Genomic DNA, 23,435 nt, shown 5'->3' with positions numbered 1-23,435 from the left:
GCTCGACCTCTCCTGCAAACCGCCTTACCGGTATTTGAAGGAGCCATTATGTCGCATATCCATCAGCACACCAGAAAGCCTCTGGCCATCGCTATCCTCGGCGCCACCCTGGCCCTGCACGCTGGCTTTATCCAGCCGCTGTTGAGCGACGCCAGCAAGGTCCATGCCGAAGAAGCTGTAAAGGCCTATGCCATTGCTGCTGGCACCCTGGGCTCGGTGCTCAGCCGTTTCGCCAACGAGGCGGGTGTAGTGTTGTCGTTCGATGCTGCGTTGACTAATGGCAAGAGCAGTCAGGGACTGCAGGGCAACTACAGCGTGGAGCAGGGGTTCGCGCAATTGCTCATGGGCAGTGGCTTGCAAGTGGTGCCAAGCGCAGGCGGCAACTACAGTCTTCAACCCGCTGGTGATGCGCTCACTCTCGCCCCCAGCACCGTTTCCGCTCCAGCGAACCTTGAAAGCGCCTGGGATCCGGTAGACGGCTACATTGCCCGCCGTACCGCCACGGGAACCAAGACAGACACCTCAATGCTGGAAGCCCCCCAGGCCATCTCGGTGGTGACCCGCGAGCAAATGGAGGATATGGGTGTACAGCGCCTTGACCAGGCGCTGCGCTACACCTCGGGTGTTCGCTCCGACGGCGGCGGCGCCAGCAACGCCGCCGACAACATCTTCCTGCGTGGCTACGCCATCTCGCTCACATACCGCGATGGTCTGCGTCTGCGGCCACTGGGCTTCTTCGGCATGTTCAGCGAAGAGCCGTACGGCATCGAGCGCATCGAGGTGCTCAAGGGCCCGAGCTCGATCCTCTACGGCCAGGCGGAGCCGGGCGGCATGATCAACTCGATTTCCAAGCGTCCCACCGACTATGACCGTGGCGAGACCGGTGTTTCCGTGGGTAATGGCCACCGTCGCCAGGCCAAGTTCGACGTGAGCGGCGCGCTGAACGACGAAAAGACCCTGATGTACCGCCTGGTCGGTCTAGGCCGTGAGGCCGATGGCCTGTACGACCACACCGATGACGATCGCGGTTACATCGCACCCAGCTTCACCTGGCGCCCCAACGACCAGACCCGCCTGACCGTATTGGCGTCGTACCAGAAGAACAAGGGGCTGGCCCCGACCACCATTCCCTGGGCCGCCGTCAACGGCTCCAGCCCCTACGGCAAGGTACCCATGGGCCGCTTCGTCGGCGAGCCGGACTTCGACTTCGAGGAAGTTGAAAGCACCTCGCTTGGCTATGAGTTCAGCCATGAGTTCAACGAAACGTGGACCGTGCGCCAGAACGTGCGCTGGGCCGATTTCGACAATCAGGAGAATTACCTGGCACGTTCCTTCGGTGCCAGTGCGACCGGTCTGATCACCGGCCCCGACGGGGTTCCCGGCGCCTCAATCAACCGCGAGTGGCAGATCCGCCACGCCTACGGCAGCCACTTGGCACTGGACAACCAGTTGCAGGCTAGCTTCGATACAGGCCCGATTGCTCACACCGCGCTGTTTGGTATCGATTACAGCTGGAGCAAGTCGGTGCGAAACGAGCGCTGGGGCCGTGCCACGCCGATCAACGTGTTCGATCCGTCCTACGGCAGCCCGGTTGACACCTCGGTTAACACCAGTTGGGTCAACAACCTGCAGCGCACCACCCAGATTGGCTACTACTTTCAGGATCAGCTCAAATGGGATCGCTGGGTGCTGACCGTGGGCGGTCGCGAGGATCGTGCACGTATCCGCACCGAAAATCGCTTCACCGACAGCGAAACGGCCGATCAGGACTGGCATGACTTCACTGGCCGTGCAGGCCTGGTTTACCTGTTCGACAGTGGCTTCGCGCCGTACGTCAGCTATAGCGAGTCGTTCAACCCGGTGGTCGGCTCCACCGGCCCAGCTCGTGGCAGCAAGCCTTTCGAGCCAGAAACCGCCAAGCAGTATGAGGTGGGCGTGCGCTACCAGCCGCCAGGCACGGATACCCAGATCACCTTGTCGGCGTACGACCTGACCAAACAAAACACGGTCACTACCGATCCGAACGACCTATTCAACAGCATCCAGACCGGCGAGATTCGCTCGAAGGGGATAGAGCTGGAAGCCATCACCACCGTAATGGACGACCTGAAACTGATCGGCTCGCTGTCCTATAGCGACGTAAAAGTGACCAAGAGCAACGACGGCAACGAAGACAAGCGCCCATACAAGGCTCCTGCCAAACTGGCCTCACTGTGGGCTGACTACGCCATCCCGTTCGACCCGCTGCAGGGCCTGAGCATCGGTCTTGGCGTGCGCTACACTGGCTGGACCTTTGGCGACAGCATGAACACCTTCAAGGTGCCGTCCTACACCCTGTATGACGCCGCCGTGCGTTACGACCTTGGCAAGCTCGACCCGAGCCTGCGAGGGGCCCAGGCCGCCGTCAACGTCAATAACCTGACCAACAAGTACTACGTCGCCACATGCTTCTTCTACCAGGCGTGCAACCTGGGCGAAGAACGCAGCGTAGTCGCCGAACTCTCATACAAGTGGTAACCCCCTGCGTCACCGATCCCCTGCCTGACGCAGGAGGCTCCTTGCCAGATGATCGTTCCCACGCTCCGCGTCACTAATGTCCGGGGAAAATTACTCATAGCCGAAGGCTTCCCGTAGCAATCCAGCATTGCACTTGGTTGCGCCTTCGCTCACCTGCTTTGATGATCGCTGCGGGCCGCTCGAATGGACTGTATGAATCGCCCTTGGTTTCGTAGATACCTACAAGCCTTAATAATGAGGCCCATTAGGAGGTTGTAGTAGTTTAATAATTAGGACACCCATTTAGGCGAGAATGCGTGCCATAGGGTGCCTCCTACGAAAGGCCACTATGGGTCGCCAACTGCCGCTCATGAATGGCTGTCTTCGGCCCAAAGCTGCCAGCTATTGATCAGCCCTCTGTGCATTGACCACGATTTCGACGCTTGGTCGTTATTTCGCAACGCCATCGAAGTGTTAGGCTGGCGCTACGCCGGCATCACCAAATCTAGGTGATCCAACAGGAGTTTTAAGATGATCTGCAATGAGTGCGGAAAGGAACACGCCAGCGATGACATTGAGCTTGTTTTCCTGCGCCCAGACCCGGTAGCAACCCTCTCTGCTGAAATTAGGGCTGCTGGAGTGCAAGAGAGCAGCGATCTGTGCATTCTCAAGGCCGAACGATTCTTTGTCCGAGCCACACTACCTCTGCCGGTTTTGCAGCGTGATGAGCCCTATAGCATTGGGGTATGGGTCGAACTCATTCAGCCAGATTTTGAACGTATCTACGAGCTGTGGGATAACCCCGATCAGTCATCTGAACCACCGTTTGCCGTATCCCTTGCCAACGCCATTCCGACTTTTGGAGACACCAACGGCCTCCATGCTCAGTTGCAACTGACAGGGCCGACTACCAGGACCAAGGTATACCTGACCCTAAGCGATCATCCACTGGCAGTTGAGCAGACATCCGGAATTTCGATTCACAGAGCACATGAGTACAGTGTCCTAGCAAACGGATGACTACAACGTCTCGGCGTTTACAGCAGCACTTACTGATCGACCGGTTGAATCCACAACCCATAGCTGTCCTTCACGAAGGGCAGGAATTGGCCAAAAGCGGTCAAAAGCAATCATCCAACAATGTCGTCCCGGTCAACAGCTTCGGAGTGCTTAGCTACGCTCTAGGGCGTATATGCCATGACCAGCGTTGAAGTCGTAGCGTATCCGTTGAAGATCGGATGCGTGCGCCGCGATCGCTGTATGGCGCGTTTTTATTCAATCTGTGTCTAACATTCTCCTATTGACCGCCCTACCATCGGCCGCTCCGTCCAGGTGCATACGATGAAAGATATTCCCGGCAACATCGATTTTTCAGGCTTGACGGCCCGTCGGCTAGGGCCAAATGACTGTGAGATCATTTGTGTGCACCGTGAAACGATGTTCCTTGAGGCGGGAGGAGACCCATCGGAGTTGCGGGTGATGACTGAGCACTTCCGGCCCTGGTTGCACCAGCGCCTATTCGATGGCCGCTACTACGGTTTTGCGCTGATGGACATGGGGCAGCCTGTGGCGGCGATAGGTCTGATGAGTATCGACTGGCCACCTCATCCGTCCCATCCGGCCTTAGACCAGCGCGGCTATGTGCTAAATGTTTTCGTCGAACCTGTTTACCGGCGCCGGGGCCTGGCTTCAACCCTGATGAAGTTGGCAGAAGCCGAATTTGCGCAACGCGGAATGAGTTTTGCCGTGCTACACGCGACCAAGGCCGGCAAGCCGGTGTATGAAGGACTGGGCTGGGCGAATACATCTGAGATGGCGAAAACCGTTTCGTGATTTGACTGCCTATCTCAGAAGCCTGGTCGTGGATTTTAGCTGTTGATGAAAGGCTGCTTCGGGTCGGAAGCGGCCCATCCCTCAAGCGGCCCCTACCTCGTCCCCTCACTCCAGAATGCAGAATGTCCAGTGGCCAAGCCCCATGTGATGGATCGGACAGACTAGTCAAAAGCCGCCCCAAAACAAAGGGTTACAGGTCAAGCCCCGCTCCCCCGTACCAATGTTGTACCACCCTACCTGTAAGCATCATGCTATAGCCGTCCCCTTTCGACCTGGAGTCGATGGACTAGGCAACCAAAAGATGAAACTCGAGGCAGCTATACGACCGCAAGCGTCACTAAGGGGCACAAATACGGAGGCCCATCCTTAGGACAATCATTTGTGAGTACTCCAATTTCACTTGACGAGAAAATTCTTTACTTCCTATCTCTGAAAACCCCCACCTGAGATAGGCATTTCTTGCATTCACTGCAGACGCCATCACATCTAACCACACGTGTGTAAGTCCTAATTCATTCGCATGTTCCACTGCTGCGGACAGAAGGCGAAATCCCAGTCCCGACTTCTGGCTGCCAGGCAAAAGATAGATCCTTGAAATTTCCGCGCCGCGGCCTTCGTGCGTGATCGGATTTCTGGATTCGACCGTCATTGTTAAGAATCCCACCACGACCCCAGAAACCTCCGCGACCCAAAGCCTTGTGTCAGTTCGTCGTAGCAATATCAAAAATGCTGATGTGCTGAAGGTATCGAGCTGCTGGGCTAAGGCTACACAGTCGCTCCATAAGTAGTGATAGGCTGCTGCATAGGCAGCAGGACCAATCACACCTAACGCCTTTGCATCGTCCACACGCGCTCTGCGAATTTTTACCACTCCGTCCACTCCGGGGCCTCGCACAATTCAGATGGGTCGCCCGAGAGTTTACCCGCACAGTCATGCGCCCGCTTTTCTCGACTGCTGCCCGGCGTGCTGTGATTCGTTCGCTCTTCGCGAAGATTGTAGGGCCTGCCACGGGCAGGGATTTGTGGCAGACGACTCAAGAGAACAAGGGTGCTTGGAAGACTAGTCAGTCTTAAGGCACCCACCGTTGTGTGAGTGCGATGATCGGTCCGAGTGGAGCGAACGTGCCGCCGCCGATCTGTGCTGGCTGCGATAGCCCCCCTAACCTGCCCTTGAAGACCGCCCCACTCTCGGTATCAGCGTCAAATTCTAACCTTCAGTTCCCAACCTGGGGATTAACTTAGCGATCAGCGTTAGTTTATGACTTTCAATTCCTAACTTCGGGTTTAAGTTAGCATTCAGCGCTAGTTTCTGACTTTCAATTCCCAACCTCGGATCTAAGTTAGCATTGAGCGTTAGTTTCTGACTTTCAATTCCTAACCTCGGATTTAACTTAACCTCAAATCTCAATATTGGAATTTAAGTTTTTCCGATGTTTTTTTCGCGTCACCCCCATTGCACAAAAAAGCCAAAACCCTTGCAGGATAAGGCCTGCATGGAAGACCATGAAAAACCAAAGGTGTCCACGCGCAAAAAAAACACAATAAGTCGATGTTTTACTTATTGACGAATTTACCGGTCAAGCACTAACGTATTAAACAGATTCACCACCACTCAACACAGCATCGTCAATTCAGACGGCGCCGAACCATTGCGAGAAAAAAAACATGCTCAGCAAACTAATCTTAATCGCCATCATCGACGCCATTGGTCTTGCCCATTACATACTTGAGCTATACGCAGCAGGGCTACTCTGGTAACTAAAACAGCCCACCTAGCGAAGACGGAATCCACTTCATGACGACCAACTCACTGGTCACCTCGGCCTTTCCTTGGCGCTGGTTGGTGTTGCTGTAACGAATGTCCAGGTACTCGAAATGAAAGCCTTCGAAAGCACGTCGGATATCCAGGTGGTCGTTGATGCTGACCATCACCTTGCCCTTGCAGCGCCGCATAAACTCAGCCATGCGCTCGTAGTTCTCGAAGGGAAAATCGCCTCCATACCCAGCGGTCTGCCAGTAGGGTGGGTCCATGTAGTGGAAGGTGTGCGCTCGATCATAGCGCTCGGCACACTCCAACTATGAGAGGTTTTCGACATAGGTCCCGGCGAGCAGTTGCCAAGCAGCCGAGAGGTTCCTCGATTCGCAGCAGGTTGATGGCCGGACCGGTTGTGGCGGTACCGACCGTCTGCCCGGTTACCTTGCCGCCGAACGCATGCTGCTGCAGGTAGAAAAACCGGGCAGCGCGCTGGATGTCAACCGGCGAAGACCATGGGCGTCACTCATTACGTGGGGTTCCACGTCATACCCCCAAGCGGCCGGACCTTGGCGCCCTCTACTAAGTACCTGTCAATCATTTCCCGTACGCTATGACCTTTTCTATTGGCCCGCTCAATCGCACCAGGCTCAGACAACTCGGTTTCCCGTCGCTTCGACCATGCCTGGGCAGCCTGCTTACGGGCGAATGTCCGGTTCTCTTGGTAAACTAGCTTATCGTCACGATTGATACGAATCTGGACGGTGTAGCTGGTTGTGCCATCGACCTTTTTGCGTGCTCTGATCGTTGCCAAGTGAAATTGGTACACGTCGATTTTAGATTGGTACATTGCACCAAGCACTTGGTAAAAACGCCCCCCCGAACATCGATACAAAACACGTTGGACGAAATGCCTTTAGAAACCGCTGCAACCTCCGTAAATACTCGCCCTGAGCCATCCCGCCGCTTCAGCGTGGCGCCGATGATGGATTGGACCGATCGCCACTGCCGGTTCTTCCTGCGTCTGCTCTCGAGCAATGCATTGTTCTACACCGAGATGGTCACCACCGGTGCCTTGTTGCACGGCGATGCCGAACGCTTCCTGCGCCACGACGAAGCCGAACATCCCCTGGCCCTGCAATTGGGTGGCAGTGTGCCGGCCGATCTGGCGGCCTGCGCCAAGCTGGCGGAGGGTGCGGGCTACGATGAGGTCAATCTGAACGTCGGCTGCCCAAGCGACCGGGTGCAGAACAATATGATCGGTGCCTGCCTGATGGCGCATCCGGCGTTGGTGGGCGATTGCGTCAAGGCGATGCAGGATGCAGTGCAGATTCCTGTGACGGTCAAACACCGTATTGGGATCAATGGTCGCGACAGCTACGCGCAGCTCTGCGATTTCGTCGGCCAGGTACGGGATGCCGGATGCCGCAGCTTTACCGTGCATGCACGAATCGCGATTCTCGAAGGGTTGTCACCGAAGGAGAACCGCGAGATTCCACCGTTGCGCTATGACGTTGCCGCACAACTGAAGACGGATTTCCCAGAGCTGGAGATCATCCTCAACGGCGGCATCAAGACGCTCGCCGAGTGCCAGGAGCATTTGCAGACCTTCGACGGCGTGATGCTCGGGCGCGAGGCTTATCACAATCCTTATGTGCTGGCGCAGGTCGACCAGCAGTTGTTCGCCAGTCAGGCACCCGTGATCAGCCGCAGTGAGGCACTGGCCAGGTTGCGCCCGTACATCGCCGCGCATCTCGCTGCAGGCGGCGCCATGCATCATGTCACTCGTCATATCCTCGGCCTTGGCCAGGGCTTCCCAGGGGCACGCAAGTTCCGTCAGTTGCTCTCGGTCGATATCCACAAGAGCAACGACCCTCTGGCGCTGCTGGACCAGGCAGGCGAGCTGCTGCAAGGGCGTTAGTTCCGGAACCTGTGGGCGGTTGCAGACTCGAAGTGTTATCCCCTCGCCCCTCCTGCCAGCCAGTGCTTGAGCCGCTGGCAGCGCTCGGGTAATGTCGATCCATTGCACAGGACAGAGCACGCCCATGACCTCCAAGCTGGAACAACTCAAGCAGTTCACCACTGTGGTTGCCGACACTGGTGATATCGATGCCATCAGCCGCCTGAAGCCGGTCGATGCCACCACCAATCCTTCGCTGCTGCTCAAAGCTGCAGCCATGCCCGGTTACGCCGATCTGCTGAAAGATTCGGTGGAGCACAGCAAGGGTGATGTCGCCCGTGCCTGTGACGCCTTTGCCGTGGCCGTGGGTGCTGGCATTCTCAAGGTGATCCCCGGGCGTATCTCCACCGAGGTCGATGCGCGCCTGTCCTTCGATCAACCGGCATTGCTGGCCAAGGCCCGGCAGTTGATCGAACTCTACGAGCAAGCCGGGATCGGCCGCGACCGCGTACTGATCAAGCTGGCCTCCACCTGGGAAGGTATTCGGGCTGCCGAAGTACTGGAAAAGGAAGGCATCCAGACCAACCTCACCCTGCTGTTTTCCTTCGCCCAGGCCCAGGCCTGCGCCGATGCCGGGGTGTTCCTGATTTCACCGTTCGTGGGTCGCATCTACGACTGGTACAAAAAATCCACCGGCACTGACTACGTCGGCGCTGAGGATCCAGGCGTGCAGTCGGTTACACGCATCTACAACTACTACAAGAGCAACGGCTATGACACCGTGGTCATGGGTGCAAGCTTTCGCAACATTGGCCAGATCGAACAACTGGCCGGCTGCGACCGCTTGACCATAAGCCCAGAGCTGCTGCAGCAGCTGAGCGACGATCAAGGCGAACTGCCACGTATTCTCAAGCCAGGCAACGCCGGTGAGCCGCGCCAGCAACTCAACGAAGTGCAATTTCGCTGGGCATCCAACGAAGATGCGATGGCCACCGAAAAGCTCGCCGAAGGTATTCGTCAGTTCGCACGCGATCAAGAGAAGCTTGAGGCGTTGATGGCGGCAAAGGTTTGATACAAAGCCGGGTTTGATACTGAGCTGAAGAATGCTGAGTATCCTTGCCTTTTTGCGGCCTTGACGGCCTCATCGCGGGTCACGCCCGCTCCTGCACTGGAGCGGGCGTGACCCGCGATGCTTTTGATTTGTGCCCTTAGAGATGTTGATGCCTGATCCCTCCCCCTTGCCAGCAGTATTGGCTGGCCCTTTACTGCGCCGCCTGGAACCCACCCGTATGGTGTTCTGGCTGGTCGGTTCGCAAGAACTGAATCCTCGTTTGTCATTGAGCTGTGCAAACATCACCTCCACCCTGGAGTGCCAAGTCATTGCCATCGGCCAGCACGCGTTCGTGCACCTGATCGATATCCATCTCGACAGCGCCCTGCCCTACGATGTGCAAATCGACTATGACCTGCTCCTGAGCACAGACGACGGCTGCCAAGGCATCGCACAGTGGGCGCCACACCTGCTTTACAAAGGTGCCAGCCAGCCCAATTTCGTACTGCGCTCGCGCATTGATCAACTGCTTCACGGGTCTTGCCGCAAACCCCACTTCGCCGCTGCAGATGGCCTGCTGTGTGCTGATCGCTTGCTGATGGACTGTGTCGACCCCAACGCTCGCCCAGCGCTACTGATGATGAACGGCGACCAGGTCTACGCCGACGACGTCGCCGGCCCCATGTTGCGGGCCATCCATGTTCTGATCGAACGCCTGGGACTGTTCAACGAAAAGCTGCAAGGCGCAGTGGTCGAAAACAGCGCTGCGCTCTACAGACACCCGGCAAGCTACTATCATCGCGCCGACCTGCTGCCGGCGTTGGAAAGCAACGAAACTCTGCGTGAACGCTTCTTCGGCGGCACGCGCAAACCGATTTTTACCAGCAGTAACGCCGATAACCACTTGGTGACCTTCGCCGAAGTCATGGCCATGTACCTGCTGGTCTGGTCGCCGGTGCCCTGGACATTGATCGACGTGCAAATGCCGCCTGGGCTTACCGAGCCGCGCCAAGTGCGCTACCGAGCCGAGCAGCAACTGATAGAAGACTTCGTCGCCGGACTTGGCGGCGTAGCACGTGTGCTGGCGCACCTGCCCAGCCTGATGATCTTCGACGACCATGACATCACCGATGATTGGAACCTGTCAGCGCAATGGGAAGAGACCGCTTATGGTCATCCCTTCTCCAAACGCATCATCGGCAATGCCCTGCTTGCCTACCTTTTGTGCCAGGGCTGGGGCAATGATCCCGACAGCTGCCGTGAGCTGGTGAGCAAATGCCAGACGCTGAGTAGCAGTGCCCAAGCGGACCTGGAATTGGATTCGCCGCTGCAAGATACCCTTATCGATGAGCTGCTGCGCTTTCAAGGCTGGCAATTCGTGCTGCCGAGCAATCCACCCTTGTTGGTGCTCGATACCCGCACGCGGCGCTGGCGCAGTGAAAGCAACTTGAAGAAGCCATCGGGCCTGCTCGATTGGGAAGCCCTGTGCGAACTGCAGCAAGCGCTGCTCGATCATCCCTCGGCGATCATCGTCTCCCCGGCTCCGATCTTCGGCGTCAAACTGATAGAGACGGTGCAGCGGGTGTTCAGTTGGTTGGGCTATCCGCTATTGGTCGATGCGGAAAACTGGATGGCCCATCGTGGTTCGGCGCAAGTCATTCTGAATATCTTCCGCCACTCGCGAACCCCGGGGCACTACGTGATTCTATCGGGCGATGTGCATTATTCGTTCGTCTACGAAGTACTGATTCGCCACCGTCAGCGCAGCCCGCACTTGTGGCAGATCACCAGCAGTGGCATCAAGAACGAGTTTCCGCGGCGGCTTCTGGACATTTTCGACCGCCTCAATCGCTGGCTCTACGCCCCGCATTCCCCTCTGAACTGGTTCACCAAGCGCCGCCAGATGGAAGTGATACCGCGCACGCCCAACCACAGCAAAGCGGGCGAACGGCTGTGGAACAGCGCAGGCCTGGGCCAGGTGTTTTTCAACGAACAGGGTCAACCCCAGCAGATTTTCCAACTCAATGCCGATGGCTCGGCAGCGACAGAGTTTCCACCCAGAGTAACGGATTAACCAGTAGAAGCAGGCGCCCTGCGGCGCCTGCAGGCCAGATCAAGTGCGCTCGAGTGCGTTGACCAGGTCGTGGAAGGCTTCACGATTGGAGTCGTTCAGGCCCATGAGGATTTTATGCGCCTCAAGCACCTTGGAGCGCACCACATCTTCGCTCTGGTCTTGGGAAGGGAGGTCGGTCAGGCACTCTGGGCAAGGGATTGGCCGATCAACGATGTTGAACACCTGATCGAAGCCCATGGATTGCAGCAACCGCGAGATATCCGGGTTGGTGGTAACCACCGTCGGCAAGAGGCCGACCTTCTGCCGCGACAGGATCGAGAGCTTGGCCAGCAGCCCCAAGGTGGTGCTGTCGATACTTTCTGCTTCAGTCAGATCAATGACAATCGCCGAGAAATCCAGCGCCGTAAAGATCTTTTCAATAGTCGCATCCAGCGCCGAACACAAGGTAAGGCGCACTTCGCCGACGAACTTCAGAACGAACGTGCCGCTCTGTTCAGCGAACTGGATTCTTCCCATACTCATTGAAGGTTCCTGCTCAACACCAATAGGGCGATATCATCCGGCATCTCCCCAAGCGTAGCCAATCCGAATCGTTGGCGCAGCCCATCCAGGCTGCCCCCCGCGGCCTTTATTATTTCAGGCAAGGCCGCCTCTTTATCTTTGAGCGTCTTTCCAGGCAAAAGATCCAGAATGCCATCAGAGAGCAAGGTCAAGCTGAATGTCGGTGGCAATTCCAGAACATGATCCTGGTAAGTCGCCTCGTCGAACAACCCGACCGGCAACCCGCGACCTTCCAGGTAGCGGCACTGCTCCGGGGTGTAAAGCACCGGCAACGGCAGATGGCCGCCGATGCTGTAGGTCATCAGCCCGGTATCTTCATCGATCACACCACCGACCATGGTCACGTGCTTGCCCAGCTTGCAGTTGATCAGGCCGCGGTTGATGTGCCCAAGTACTTCCGACGGTTTGAAGTCGCGCAACCTGGAATTGCGCTTGAATTCGAACAACAGCCGGGTAGTCATGAATTTTAACAATACAGTGACGAACGCCGAGGAAGCCCCGTGACCGGAAACGTCTGCCAGGTAGAACGCAATACGGCGCTCATCGACGCGGAAATAATCGACAAAGTCGCCCGACAGGTACAAGGATGGAATGATCTGGTGCTCGAACGACAGCGCGTCAGCCACCCACGGACTTTCCGGCAGCATATTCATCTGCACTTGGCGCCCAGCGGTCTGGTCTTCCTGCAACAGGTGCAGGCTGGCCTCCAGTTCACGGTTGGCGGTTTCGAGCTTCTCCCGGTAACGCTGGTTTTCCAGCACCAGGCGAGCTCTATCCAGCGCACGGCGTACCGAGAGCTCCAGTACTGCGAGGTCTTCGAGGGGCTTGATCAGGTAGTCGGCTGCACCCAGGCGCAACGCCTCCACCGCGTCGTTCATCACTCCGGCGCCAGAAACGACGATCACCGGCAATTCAGGTGCGCGCTCGGTAACCTGGCGAATCAGCTCCAGACCGCCCATTTGCGGCATGCGCAGATCGCAGATCACTAGATCAGGCTGTTCCTTTTCGAAGACCTGGAGGCCCTGCTGGCCATTACACGCTTGCAGGACACTGAAACCACTGTCTTCAAGGTAGGCGGCGAGACTCGCACGTACGACGTCGTCGTCATCGATTATCAGCAGCGTTGCACTGGTATTCTGCATGTGGGCAAACGGCGCCAGAATTAGGTTGGCGTAGGTGGCTCGACAAGGCATGAGCACACGTACTGGATTCGCTTCTAGCCACTCTTATATGAGTTGTAGGACAAGACAGGCTGTCCGGCAACTAGCAGAGGTGCCCTCTAAGGCGCAGACGGTACTCCCATCCGCCGGGGGTTTCAAGGGTACGCCGATGCTCGCAGCTGCTCTTTGCTGGGTAAATTACCGGGAGTTATAAAAACGCCTGCAGCTGCAACACAATGGAAAGGACGGTGGAAAGCCGATGTAGGAGAAAAAGGCTTGCATGGTAGGAGCAGTCTTGCCCGCAATTGCGATTTTTCAGCTGAATCGCAACGCGAGGCAAGCTCGCTCCCCTGCGCCGATGAACGGGCCCAGAATCAGAAATCGTCTACAACTTCGCCGTCCTTGACCTTGAACTCACGGTTTTGTAGGTAGGCATTACGAATAAACACGTATTTGTCACCGCTGATCAGCTTTTCCGCCGACAGCAAGCTTGCGCGGGTATCGACAACATCGACGGCGATGGCAGTGTTTCGGGTCGGCACATGATCAACATAGCGGTACGGTTCGGTGTAGGTGTCCGGGTACTTGCCGATCGCATCACGAACCGTACTAGGGCCAAGCAGCGGCAGCATCACGTAAGGCCCGCTGGAGACACCCCAGTAACCGAGGGTCTGGCCAAAGTCCTCATCGTTGCGTTGCAGGCCCATTTTGGTGCCGACATCGAAGAAACCGGCCAACCCGAAGGTGGTGTTGATGATCAAGCGAGCAGTGTCGACGCCAGCAGCGTGAGGCTTGAACTGCAGCACGTTGTTGGCCAGGTTGGTGACATCGCCCAGGTTGAGGAACATGTTGTGGATACCATCTTCCAGAAACTGGGGAGTGACGGCCTGGTACCCTTTTGCCAGCGGCTTGAGGGCGTAGGTATCGACGGTATCGTTGAAGGTGAAGATCGGCCGGTTGATGCTCTCCCACGGGTCTTCTTCAGTAGCTGCCTGGGCTGCGCCCAATGGCGCCAGCAACAGGCCGGCGCAGACACAGGCCCGGGTCATCCGATCGATCACACCTGTACCGATCCTACGCATAGAGTTACTCCTCGACAGTCACTGCGCTGGACGTTATACGCCCTGCGCTAAAAAAGGAAACAAGTATAAAGGGTCTTCCACTGATAAACAGCTTGGCACAATTGAGGTCACGATTTTGTGAACAACTGTGTACCTGGTCGCCAAGGTGTAACACGTCGAGTGTAGCCTGCAGGCTATTTACAGGGACGTTGCCATGTCAGACTTTCCCGCAATTAACGCATTGCTTTTCGGTCTGCGCGACTGCCTCGTCGACAGCACTACGGTGCAACTGACGCCAGGCGCGCTGCAAACTCTCGACGGGTTGAAGCAGCAACAAATCCCCTGTGCCTGGATCGACGAGCTGACTGAAGCCGACGCCCTGCAGTTGTCCTCACCCTTGCCATCATGGCTCAAGGCCCAGCACCAGGCACCCGCGCCATGGCCTGCACCCGATGCCTGCTGGCACGCACTGATGACCCTCAAGGCCCATACCCTCGACGGCTGCGTGCTGGTCAGTGGCGACCCACGGCTGTTGCAATCGGGCCTTAATGCAGGCCTGTGGACAATCGGCGTGGCAAGCTGCAACTCACGGTGCCGGGCAGACAGCCTGCAATGGCAGGCGCTAAGCATCCAGGAGCAAGAACGCGAGCGCGGCAAGGCGACGTTACAATTGTTCGCACTGGGGGTGCATTCGGTGATCGGCCACCTCGAAGCCTTGAACGATTGCCTGAACGACATCACCCAGCGCCGTATCAAGGGCGAAAAGCCCTGACACAGAGCTGTTGATCAGGGTCATGCAAAGCGTCGCCCAGTGGATTACTCTAGTAGGCAAGGTATGGACCTTTCACCCACTACCGGGGTCCATGACTGTGCCTATTCATAGAGGGAGATCACCCATGCCTGCCCGCGAACTGCAAGAGCAACTCAACGAGCTGCGCGAGCAATTGGAGCAAAATCCACCGCTTTCAGAAGAAGAGCGCGAACACCTGCATGAGCTTATGCGCCAGATCGAGGCCAAACTTGAACTGGAAGCCGCCAGTCCCGACAACGATCTGGTCGACAGCGTCAATCTGGCAGTGGAAACCTTTGAAGCCAATCACCCCAGCCTGACCGGCATCCTGCGCCGCCTGGCCGTAAGCCTGCACAGTATGGGTATCTGACCCCACTCCGAAAAAAAAGCCCCGTTATCAAACGGGGCTTTTTTGTTACTGGCGAACCAACCGCACGTTCGGCAGCGTCACAGTTTCGGTGCTGCGGTAAGGGTTGATGTCCAGCCCACCACGACGAACATACCGGGCATAAACGGTGAGGAATTCGGGGTTGAGCAGGCGTTTCAGGTCCAGATAGATACGCTCAACGCATTGCTCATGGAAGTCAGCGTGTTGACGGAAGCTGATCAGGTAGGTCAGCAAGCTTGCAGGGTCCAGCGCCGCGCCGCGGTAATGCACGGTAACGCTGCCCCAATCGGGCTGACCGGTGACCGGGCAGTTGGATTTGAGCAGGTGGCTGTGCAGGGTTTCTTCGACAACGCGGCTGTTGTCACAACGCAGCAATTCCGGTTGCGGCTGCTCGTAATTGGTGATGCTGACTTCCAACTCATCGATACACCGGCCAGGCAAAGCAACCACGCCCTGCCCTTCGACTTCGGCCAAGCTTCGAACCTGCACGGACACCGGCTTGCCAGCGGCCGCCGAAAGGTCCTTTGCCAGGCACGCCTGCAAGGCTTGCGGCGTTTCGAAGACGGTCTGGTTCAGCGAGTTCAAGTACAGCTTGAACGACTTGGACTCGATGATGTTGGGTGAATCGGCGGGAATGGCGAATTCGCCAATAGCGACCACCGGCTTGCCCGAGGGCAGCAACCAGGACAACTCGAAGCAGTTCCAGAAATCCACCCCCTGCCAAGGCAGGGTCTGGGCCGTGACGCCCAGCTCGGCCCATTTGGCTGCCCGTGGGATCGGGAACAACAGCGAGGGTGTGTAGGTGGCGATGTATTCGCTGGACTTGCCCAGCGGGGAGTGTTCGGCGGCGGGGTGCATGGCTCAAACCTGAAGGACGAAATACGCCTAGTTTATCGGGTTTGTGCCATACGTTGGGCATTCGGCTGTTATTGACCGATAGTCAGCTCGCCAACCATGCCGGCCTGATAGTGGCCTGGCACATTGCAGGCGAACTCGATGGGGGTTGCCTGGGTAAAGGTCCAGGTCAGTTCACCGCGCTTGCCCGGATCGACCATGACCGTGTTCGGATCCTCATGCTTCATGCCGCCACCATGCTGCATACCGCCATGACCCATGGACGAATGATCCATCTGCCCCTGCATGGCGATCATTTCTTTCTGGTGCTTGGCATGCATGACTGCATCGCCAAGGCTGAACTCGTGCGCCACCGCTCCCTTGTTGATCAGCACGAAGCGCACCGTCTCTCCAGGCTTGACCTGCAAGCTGCGCGGCTCGTAGAACATATCGCCCATGACAATCTCCACAGTACGATCGGCCTTGGCGGCAGGAGCTGGTGCGCCGAAAACGTACGAAGGCGCAGGCGATGCCAATGCAGGCAGGCTGAATAGCGCCAGGGCGCCAGCGAAGTAAAGGTGTTTCATGTCGGGCCTACTCCAGGGTTGCGACGAATCAGGCTTCACTGTAAAAAATCGGCGCTGGCAGCTACCTGACAGAAAGATTACAACTTTGTCAGCTTGGCCACCCACGTTGCCGGGCACGGTATAACCACCTGGCACTCCTTCTCCAAGAGCCTCACGATGAAACTATTGATCGTCGAAGACCAGACCAAAACCGGCCAGTATCTGTGCCAAGGCCTCAGTGAAGCAGGCTTTGCCACGGAACTTGCCGCCGACGGCAATACCGGCCAGCACTTGGCCCTCACTGGCGACTATGACCTGCTGATTCTCGATGTGATGCTGCCCGGCCGAAATGGCTGGCAGATTCTTCAGGCAGTGCGTGCATCCGGCAATGAGGTTCCCGTCCTGTTCCTTACCGCTCGCGACGCTGTGGAAGACCGCGTGCATGGCCTGGAGCTGGGTGCCGACGATTACCTGGTCAAACCTTTTGCCTTCTCGGAACTGCTGGCACGGGTGCGCAGCCTGCTACGTCGCGGCAGCAGCCCCGCACAAGAAACCACCCTTGGGCTGGCCGACCTGCGCCTTGACCTGATACGTCGCCGAGTCGAGCGTAGCGGTCAGCGCATCGACTTGACCGCCAAGGAGTTTGCCCTGCTGGAATTGATGCTGCGCCGCCAGGGCGAGGTGCTGCCCAAGTCATTGATCGCCTCTCAGGTCTGGGACATGAACTTCGACAGCGATACCAACGTGATTGAAGTGGCGATTCGCCGATTGCGCCTGAAGATTGACGACAGTCATGAGCACAAGCTCATTCATACCGTGCGCGGCATGGGCTACGTGCTGGAAGAGCGAGCGGGCTGATGCGTAGATTGTCCCTGGGTGGCCGTCTGGCCCTGCTCTTCGCCGCTTGCACCGCGGCAGTATCGCTGACGGCCGGCGTGCTGTTCAGCCGTGCCAGTGAGCGTCACTTCATCGAGCTCGATCAGCAATTGCTCGAAAGTCGCCTGTCAGTACTGCGCCAGTTGCTTGAAGGCGTTGCCGACCCTGCCAGCCTGGCCTTGCGCCTGCCTGCCCTTGAATCCGAACTAAGCCACCAGACTGACCTTGCCGTGCGCGTACGTGGCAGCGATGGCCAAGTCTGGTTCGACAGCCAGGAAAAGCTTCCCGACTCTCCACGGGTGCCCGGGGTCAGCACGGTGCACAGCCCAAGCAGCGATTACCGCAGCCTGTGCGTCAATCTGAACAATGCTGACCCGCAGTCAGCGCAACTGACGCTGTTTCTCGACATCACCCATCACCAACACTTTCTCCAGCGCATGCAGCAACTGATCTGGCTCACCGTCGGCCTCTCGGCGTTGGCTACGGCGCTGCTCGGTGCCTGGGCGGCGCGCAGCGGCCTGCGCCCCTTGCGCCAGATGGGTGAGGTGGCGTCAAAAGTGTCGGCACGCTCGTTGACCACACGCCTGCCGGCGGAGCAGATGCCGGTAGAACTTGCAGAACTGGCACAAACCGTTAATGCCATGCTCGAGCGCCTGGACAATGCCTTTCAGCGCCTGTCGGCCTTCTCCGCCGACATCGCGCATGAACTGCGCACGCCACTGTCGAACCTGTTGACGCACACCCAGGTCACCCTCACGCGCCCACGGGGCCTGGAAGAGTATCGCGAAGCCTTGCACAGCAATCTGGAGGAATTGCAGTGGATGGCGCAGTTGGTGAATGACATGCTTTACCTCGCCAAGGCTGACCATGGCCTGCTAATGCCGAGCCGTCAGTACCTGGACCTGCATGATGAAGCCGACGCCTTGATCGAATACTACGCACCCCTGGCCGAAGACGCTGGAGTCACCTTGAGTCGCGAGGGTATGGCAAGCCTGGAAGGCGACCGTCACATGTTGCGCCGGGCCCTGTCCAACCTGCTCGATAACGCCCTGCGCTTTACCCCGCCCGCAGGGGAAATCCGCGTGAATATCCAGGTGCACGACCATCAGGTGCAGTTGCAGGTGGCCAACACGGGCGAACCTATCGATCCGTCACTGTTGCCGCGCTTGTTCGACCGTTTTTATCGGGCCGACCCAGCGCGTCGCGAAGGCAGTAGTGAGCATGCAGGCTTGGGACTGGCGATAACCCGCTCGATCGTACAGGCCCATGGAGGGAATATTCGGGCAGAGTCGGTGGGGGGATGGACGCGGTTTGTTATCAGCTTGCCAGCAGTGTGAAATCGCCGGTCACGCCCGCTCCCACCAATGCGTAGTGGAGCAGGCTTGAGCGGCGCTGATTGTTACTCGTAACGCAAGGCGTACGCTGGCTCAACCTGCGAGGCGCGGTAGGCAGGGTACAAGGTCGCAAGGAAGCTCATGATCAGACCAGCGCTGCAAATCAGCGCCACATCACCCCATTGCAGTTGCGATGGCAAGCTGCTGATGAAGTACACGTCGGAGGTAAAAATGTGCTGCCCGCTGACCCGCTCCAGCCAGCCGACAATCTGACTGACATTAAGCGCAGCGATCACCCCAAGCACACCGCCGATAAGAGTGCCGACAACGCCGATCAACGAACCCTGGACCATGAAAGTGCCCATGATCTGCGCAGGGGTCGCGCCAATGGTGCGCAGGATGGCAATGTCCGCACCCTTGTCGTTGACCACCATGATCAACGTGGCAATGATGTTGAACGCGGCCACGGCGATGATCATCAGCAGCAGAAGGCCAATCATGGTCTTCTCCATTTTCATCGCACTGAACAGACTGCCCTGAGTATGCGACCAGTCATCGGCACGGTAGGCCTCACCCAGGCTTGCGGCAATGGCCTTGGATACCTGCGGCGCGCTGTAGAGATCCTTGAGCTTTAGGCGCACGCCCTGCACCTGCCCCGGTTGCCAACGTTGCATCTGCGCGGCATCAGCCATGTGAATGTAAGCCATGGAGCCATCGAGCTCGGCACCCACCTTGAACACCCCGACCACGTTCAGGCGTTGCATACGCGGGGTGATGCCACCCGGCGCGCTGCTCACTTCCGGCACGATCAAGGTCAGTTTGTCACCGACGTTCAAGCGAAAACGTCGGGCGCTGATTTCACCAATCACTACGCCATACTCGCCCGGCTCCAGGGCCGCAAGGCTGCCTTGGACAATGTGCTGGCCGACGATCGAGACGTTGCCCTCTTCGGCCGGATCAATACCGCTGACCTGGATCGGTTGCATCGCGCCCTTGTAGGACAGCATGCCTTCCATCTCGGTCAACGGCGCGGCGGCAATCACTTGCGGATTTTTCAAGGCAGCGTCCGCCGCCGCGCGCCAGTCATCCAGGGGCTTCACCCCAAGGATGCTGGCGTGCGGAACCATTCCGAGGATCCGCGCACTCATTTCGCGCTGGAAGCCGTTCATCACCGACAACACCACGATCATCGCCAGCACGCCCAACGACAGGCCGATCATCGAGGTCATGGAAATGAACGAGATGAAATGGTTGCGGCGCTTGGCGCGGGTGTAGCGCGCGCCGATGAAAATAGACAAGGGTCTGAACATGAACGAAAGCACCCAGGTAAAGAAAAGGAACAGAGCACCCGACAACATTTGCGGGCGCCGTGCACGGCCAGGTCAGATCGCTACCAGATGTCCGTCTTCCAGACGCAGCACTCGATCCATCTGCCGCGCCAGATTCAGGTCATGGGTTACAACCAGGAAGGCGGTCTGCGACGAACTGCTCAGTTCCTGCATCAGGTCCTGGATACCTTGAGCGGTGTGATGGTCAAGGTTGCCGGTGGGCTCATCGAGCATCACCAAGCCAGGGCGGTTGACCAGGGCCCGGGCAATCGCCACGCGCTGCCGTTCACCACCCGACAGCTCGGCAGGCTTGTGGCTCAACCGATGGCCGAGACCTACACGCTTGAGCAATGCCTCGGCGCGCTCGCGCGCTTCGGGAATGGCAGTGCGGCCTATCAGCAATGGCATGCACACGTTCTCCAGCGCAGTGAACTCCGGCAGCAAGTGGTGAAACTGATAGACAAAGCCCAACGCGCGGTTACGCAACAGTCCACGGGCACGCTCACCCAGGGCCGAGAGCTCTTCACCGGCCAACCAGACGCTGCCTTCAGTAGGGGTATCGAGGCCACCCAAAAGGTTGAGCAAAGTACTTTTGCCCGACCCAGAACTGCCGACGATGGCCACCCGCTCACCGGGTTGCAACTCCAATTGCAAGCCGGATAACACCTGTACCGACTCCGGGCCTTCCTCGTAGGACTTGCCCAGGTTGCGGCAACTCAGCACTGCTTTATCACTCATGCCCAACTCACTCATAACGTAGCGCCTCCGCAGGCTGGGTGCGCGCCGCACGCCAGGCCGGATACAAGGTGGCGAGGAAACTCAGGACCAATGCCGCACCGCAGACCATCCATACGTCCTCGGCCATCACCTGGGACGGCAGGTAGTCGATGAAATAGACGTCGGCATTGAGAAACTTGTGTCCGATCAGGGTTTCGAGTCCGGATATCGCCGCACTGACATTCAGCGCAGCGGCAATACCTACCACGCCTCCAATCAAGGTACCGACCACACCGATCACTGTGCCCTGGACCATGAAGATGGCCATGATCTGCCCCGGGGTCGCACCCAGGGTACGCAAGATGGCAATGTCGCCCTTCTTGTCGTTGACCACCATCACCAGGGTGGAAATGATGTTGAACGCCGCCACTGCCACGATCAGCAACAGCAGTAAACCGATCATGGCCTTCTCCATGCGAATCGCCTGGTACAGGTTGCCATGGGTACGGGTCCAGTCACGGGCATAGAACTCCCGGTCGCCGAGCTTCTGGGCAATATCCCAGGTGGTGCGCGGCGCCTGGAACAGGTCATCGAACTTCAAGCGAAGGCCCTGCACCTGGTCCGCTTTCCAGCGATGCAGACGCGACAGGTCCGACAGGTTGGTCAGCCCCATATAGCCATCGATTTCGCCTGCGCCGACATGAAAGATGCCAACCACGATAAAGCGTTTCATGCGCGGGAACATGCCGGCCGGCGTCACGGTGACTTCCGGGGCCACGAAGGTCAGCTTGTCGCCGATGCCTGCGCCCAGCTTGGCTGCCGCCTTGTCGCCGATCATGATGCCGAACTCACCCGGCGCCAGGGCGTCGAGCTTACCTTCACGAATGAAGTTATCGATGATCGAGACCTGGCGCTCCTGGGCTGGATCAATACCATTGAGCAGCACTTTCTGCACTTTGCCCTCATGGGTCAGCAGACCCTGCATCTGGGTAAAGGGCGCTACCGCTACAACCTGCGGGTTCTGCTTTACTTGATTGGCAAGTGCAGGCCAGTCGCTAATCGGCTGGCCGGTTTCCAGTGTGGCATGGGGCACCATGCCCAATACCCGGGTGCGCATCTCGTGATCGAAACCGTTCATGACCGACAACACCACGATCATCACAACCACGCCCAGGGCGAGGCCGATCATCGAGGTCAGCGAAATGAACGAGACGAAGTGGTTGCGGCGTTTGGCACGTGTGTAACGCGTACCGATAAATACGAAAAGAGGTCTGAACATGTCGGGGCTTGTTCGGAGGAAAGAGGAACGTCCTTGTGGCGGGGCTTGAATAGCGGCTTTACACTCAGACCACCGCCGCTACCATGGGTTCGCCATGTCGACATTAGATGAAGAAGATCGCCGCGAATACTACCGTATCGAGGATCAGATCGCACTGGAAATTAGCCCACTGAGTGCCGCCGAAGCCCTTGGCCCAGACTTGTTGCAAGATGATTCACCACTCTTCAACCTGCTCAGCGAACTGCACCTGAGCGAATTCGAGTCCCAACATCTGCTGCGCCAGCTCAGTGACAAGGACCGCACCCTTGCGGCCTTTCTCAAAGCCCAGAACAAACGCATCGATCTGCTCAGCGCCGTTGTCGCACAAACACTGCTGGGGCAGATCAGCGCGCCACAAGCTGTGGTGCTGTCCGAAGGCGGCATCGAATTCAAGCAGGCCCAGCCAATTGCCGCAGGCACCCGGGTCGCGGTAAAGATGATCCTCATGCCCCAGGCCCTGGGCCTACTGCTGCGGGGCAAGGTCACCCACTGCGACCAGCAAGCTGACGGCCAATACGAAATCGGTAGCGAATTCGTTGATATCACCGACGCCCAACGACAATTACTGGCCCGCTATATCCTGCAGCGACAGGCGCAACAGCGACGCCAGGCATTGGACCAAAACACCTCTAGCGCTTCTTGAGTCTTACCTTTTTTTGAAGGAACAACCGTGACCCAGATTTATGGCCACCGTGGCGCCAAGGGCGAAGCCCCCGAAAACACCCTGACCAGTTTCCAGCAATGCCTCAAGCACGGCGTCCGTCGCTGCGAGCTGGACCTGCACCTTTCAGCGGACAATGAACTGATGGTGATTCACGACCCGACGCTCAAGCGCACCACCGGTCGGCGTGGCAAAGTATTCGAGCACCAGGCTGCCGACCTGGTCACTTACGATGCGCGCAAGGGCGGCCCGGGCTGGGTATCGGCAAGTCCTATTCCCCGCCTGGAAGAACTGTTCGAGAAGTGCGATTTCGAACACTGGCAGCTTGAGGTCAAGAGCGCCTCTCGCACGCGCGCTGTCACCACCGTGCTGGCGATTCGCGAACTGGCCCAACAGTTCGGCCTGCTCGACAAAGTCACCATCACATCAAGCTCACGGGAAGTGCTGGGCGCGGCCGCGGAGTTCACTCCGGATATTTCGCGCGGACTGGTCGCCGAATACGCCTGGCTCGACCCACTGAAAGTCGCTCAGAACTATGGCTGCAATTTGCTGGCACTGAACTGGACACTGTGCACCCCTGAGCGCCTGATCAAGGCCCAGCGCCAGGGTTTGCACGTGTCAGTGTGGACAGTCAACGAGCCGGCGCTGATGCGCAGGCTCGCCGACTTCGGCGTAGACAGCCTAATTACAGACTTTCCCGGTTTGGCCAGCGCCACCCTCGAGAATCGCTGAAA

Annotated in this window: 21 protein-coding genes and 2 pseudogenes; 12 read left to right on the top strand and 11 right to left on the bottom strand. The window is 58.0% G+C overall.

Going from position 1 to position 23,435, the window contains the following annotated elements:
• The first annotated feature begins 48 nt into the window (after window positions 1-48).
• From D3Z90_RS08645 to D3Z90_RS08635, 3 genes are all read left to right on the top strand, one after another.
• Window positions 49-2,517 (top strand): TonB-dependent siderophore receptor, encoded by a 2,469-nt coding sequence (locus tag D3Z90_RS08645; RefSeq protein WP_136475343.1) that lies wholly within the window; start codon window positions 49-51, stop codon window positions 2,515-2,517.
• Between the two features lie 510 nt (window positions 2,518-3,027).
• Window positions 3,028-3,516, top strand: coding sequence for a DUF2199 domain-containing protein (locus D3Z90_RS08640; RefSeq protein ID WP_136475342.1), 489 nt, complete (start codon window positions 3,028-3,030; stop codon window positions 3,514-3,516).
• A gap of 321 nt (window positions 3,517-3,837) precedes the next feature.
• Window positions 3,838-4,329 carry a GNAT family N-acetyltransferase gene (locus D3Z90_RS08635; RefSeq protein ID WP_136475341.1) on the top strand — a complete coding sequence of 164 codons (492 nt, stop codon included), beginning with the start codon at window positions 3,838-3,840 and terminating at the stop codon, window positions 4,327-4,329.
• A gap of 337 nt (window positions 4,330-4,666) precedes the next feature.
• On the opposite strand, the gene D3Z90_RS08630 is transcribed toward D3Z90_RS08635, so the two are convergent.
• From D3Z90_RS08630 to D3Z90_RS27000, 3 genes and pseudogenes are all read right to left on the bottom strand, one after another.
• Window positions 4,667-5,176 (bottom strand): GNAT family N-acetyltransferase, encoded by a 510-nt coding sequence (locus tag D3Z90_RS08630; protein ID WP_218571420.1) that lies wholly within the window; start codon window positions 5,174-5,176, stop codon window positions 4,667-4,669.
• A gap of 911 nt (window positions 5,177-6,087) precedes the next feature.
• Window positions 6,088-6,583 (bottom strand): annotated as a pseudogene (locus tag D3Z90_RS08625) (DNA adenine methylase); the annotation flags it as partial.
• A 52-nt stretch (window positions 6,584-6,635) separates the two neighbouring features.
• Window positions 6,636-6,932: pseudogene (locus tag D3Z90_RS27000) on the bottom strand (site-specific integrase); the annotation flags it as partial.
• A gap of 60 nt (window positions 6,933-6,992) precedes the next feature.
• On the opposite strand from D3Z90_RS27000, the gene dusA reads away from it, so the two are divergent.
• The 3 genes from dusA to D3Z90_RS08605 all read left to right on the top strand — a co-directional run bounded on the left by dusA (window position 6,993) and on the right by D3Z90_RS08605 (window position 11,107).
• A complete protein-coding gene (gene dusA, locus D3Z90_RS08615) occupies window positions 6,993-8,003 on the top strand; it encodes a tRNA dihydrouridine(20/20a) synthase DusA (RefSeq protein ID WP_136475339.1) in 1,011 nt (336 codons plus the stop codon).
• A 124-nt stretch (window positions 8,004-8,127) separates the two neighbouring features.
• A complete protein-coding gene (gene tal / locus D3Z90_RS08610) occupies window positions 8,128-9,054 on the top strand; it encodes a transaldolase (protein WP_136475338.1) in 927 nt (308 codons plus the stop codon).
• A 148-nt stretch (window positions 9,055-9,202) separates the two neighbouring features.
• A complete protein-coding gene (locus D3Z90_RS08605; RefSeq protein ID WP_136475337.1) occupies window positions 9,203-11,107 on the top strand; it encodes an alkaline phosphatase D family protein in 1,905 nt (634 codons plus the stop codon).
• A 39-nt stretch (window positions 11,108-11,146) separates the two neighbouring features.
• Here D3Z90_RS08605 and rssC read toward each other — a convergent pair whose 3' ends face one another.
• The 3 genes from rssC to D3Z90_RS08590 form a co-directional block, all read right to left on the bottom strand.
• Entirely contained in the window at window positions 11,147-11,629 is a 483-nt protein-coding gene (gene rssC, locus D3Z90_RS08600) for an anti-sigma factor antagonist RssC (RefSeq protein WP_136475336.1), read from the bottom strand.
• Complete coding sequence (gene rssB / locus D3Z90_RS08595; RefSeq protein WP_136478899.1) at window positions 11,626-12,810, bottom strand: two-component system response regulator RssB; 1,185 nt, start codon at window positions 12,808-12,810, stop codon at window positions 11,626-11,628. The genes rssC and rssB overlap by 4 nt, the downstream gene beginning before the upstream one ends.
• Window positions 12,811-13,202: 392 nt before the next feature.
• Window positions 13,203-13,910 carry a VacJ family lipoprotein gene (locus D3Z90_RS08590; RefSeq protein WP_136475335.1) on the bottom strand — a complete coding sequence of 236 codons (708 nt, stop codon included), beginning with the start codon at window positions 13,908-13,910 and terminating at the stop codon, window positions 13,203-13,205.
• Window positions 13,911-14,103: 193 nt separating this feature from the next.
• Between D3Z90_RS08590 and D3Z90_RS08585 the strand changes: the two genes are divergently transcribed.
• Together D3Z90_RS08585 and D3Z90_RS08580 are read left to right on the top strand one after the other, a co-directional pair.
• Complete coding sequence (locus D3Z90_RS08585; protein WP_136475334.1) at window positions 14,104-14,661, top strand: phosphonoacetaldehyde phosphonohydrolase-related protein; 558 nt, start codon at window positions 14,104-14,106, stop codon at window positions 14,659-14,661.
• Window positions 14,662-14,785: 124 nt separating this feature from the next.
• On the top strand, window positions 14,786-15,049 hold the full coding sequence (locus D3Z90_RS08580) for a DUF4404 family protein (protein WP_136475333.1): 264 nt from the start codon (window positions 14,786-14,788) through the stop codon (window positions 15,047-15,049).
• Between the two features lie 45 nt (window positions 15,050-15,094).
• Here D3Z90_RS08580 and queF read toward each other — a convergent pair whose 3' ends face one another.
• Complete coding sequence (gene queF, locus D3Z90_RS08575) at window positions 15,095-15,925, bottom strand: NADPH-dependent 7-cyano-7-deazaguanine reductase QueF (RefSeq protein WP_136475332.1); 831 nt, start codon at window positions 15,923-15,925, stop codon at window positions 15,095-15,097.
• Window positions 15,926-15,993: 68 nt separating this feature from the next.
• Window positions 15,994-16,488 (bottom strand): plastocyanin/azurin family copper-binding protein, encoded by a 495-nt coding sequence (locus tag D3Z90_RS08570; protein WP_136475331.1) that lies wholly within the window; start codon window positions 16,486-16,488, stop codon window positions 15,994-15,996.
• Between the two features lie 156 nt (window positions 16,489-16,644).
• Here D3Z90_RS08570 and D3Z90_RS08565 point away from each other — a divergent pair, with 156 nt between their 5' ends.
• Entirely contained in the window at window positions 16,645-17,325 is a 681-nt protein-coding gene (locus tag D3Z90_RS08565) for a heavy metal response regulator transcription factor (protein ID WP_136475330.1), read from the top strand.
• The gene (locus D3Z90_RS08560) at window positions 17,322-18,680 is read left to right on the top strand and encodes a heavy metal sensor histidine kinase (RefSeq protein WP_136475329.1); all 1,359 of its coding nucleotides are present in this window, start codon (window positions 17,322-17,324) and stop codon (window positions 18,678-18,680) included. Before D3Z90_RS08565 ends, D3Z90_RS08560 begins: the two co-directional genes overlap by 4 nt.
• A 62-nt stretch (window positions 18,681-18,742) precedes the next feature.
• Here D3Z90_RS08560 and D3Z90_RS08555 read toward each other — a convergent pair whose 3' ends face one another.
• The 3 genes from D3Z90_RS08555 to D3Z90_RS08545 form a co-directional block, all read right to left on the bottom strand.
• Window positions 18,743-19,987 carry a lipoprotein-releasing ABC transporter permease subunit gene (locus D3Z90_RS08555; protein WP_136475328.1) on the bottom strand — a complete coding sequence of 415 codons (1,245 nt, stop codon included), beginning with the start codon at window positions 19,985-19,987 and terminating at the stop codon, window positions 18,743-18,745.
• Between the two features lie 72 nt (window positions 19,988-20,059).
• A complete protein-coding gene (gene lolD, locus D3Z90_RS08550) occupies window positions 20,060-20,743 on the bottom strand; it encodes a lipoprotein-releasing ABC transporter ATP-binding protein LolD (RefSeq protein ID WP_178084175.1) in 684 nt (227 codons plus the stop codon).
• A 7-nt stretch (window positions 20,744-20,750) separates the two neighbouring features.
• Window positions 20,751-22,001, bottom strand: a complete 1,251-nt coding sequence (locus D3Z90_RS08545) for a lipoprotein-releasing ABC transporter permease subunit (RefSeq protein ID WP_136475326.1) — start codon at window positions 21,999-22,001, stop codon at window positions 20,751-20,753.
• 94 nt (window positions 22,002-22,095) lie between these two features.
• Between D3Z90_RS08545 and D3Z90_RS08540 the strand changes: the two genes are divergently transcribed.
• Complete coding sequence (locus tag D3Z90_RS08540) at window positions 22,096-22,683, top strand: PilZ domain-containing protein (RefSeq protein ID WP_136475325.1); 588 nt, start codon at window positions 22,096-22,098, stop codon at window positions 22,681-22,683.
• Between the two features lie 27 nt (window positions 22,684-22,710).
• A complete protein-coding gene (locus D3Z90_RS08535) occupies window positions 22,711-23,433 on the top strand; it encodes a glycerophosphodiester phosphodiesterase (protein ID WP_136475324.1) in 723 nt (240 codons plus the stop codon).
• Window positions 23,434-23,435: the final 2 nt, after the last annotated feature.

This window comes from Pseudomonas sp. DG56-2 (assembly GCF_004803755.1).
GTDB lineage: Bacteria > Pseudomonadota > Gammaproteobacteria > Pseudomonadales > Pseudomonadaceae > Aquipseudomonas > Aquipseudomonas auratipiscis.
This window is presented reverse-complemented; position numbering and strand designations above follow the sequence as displayed.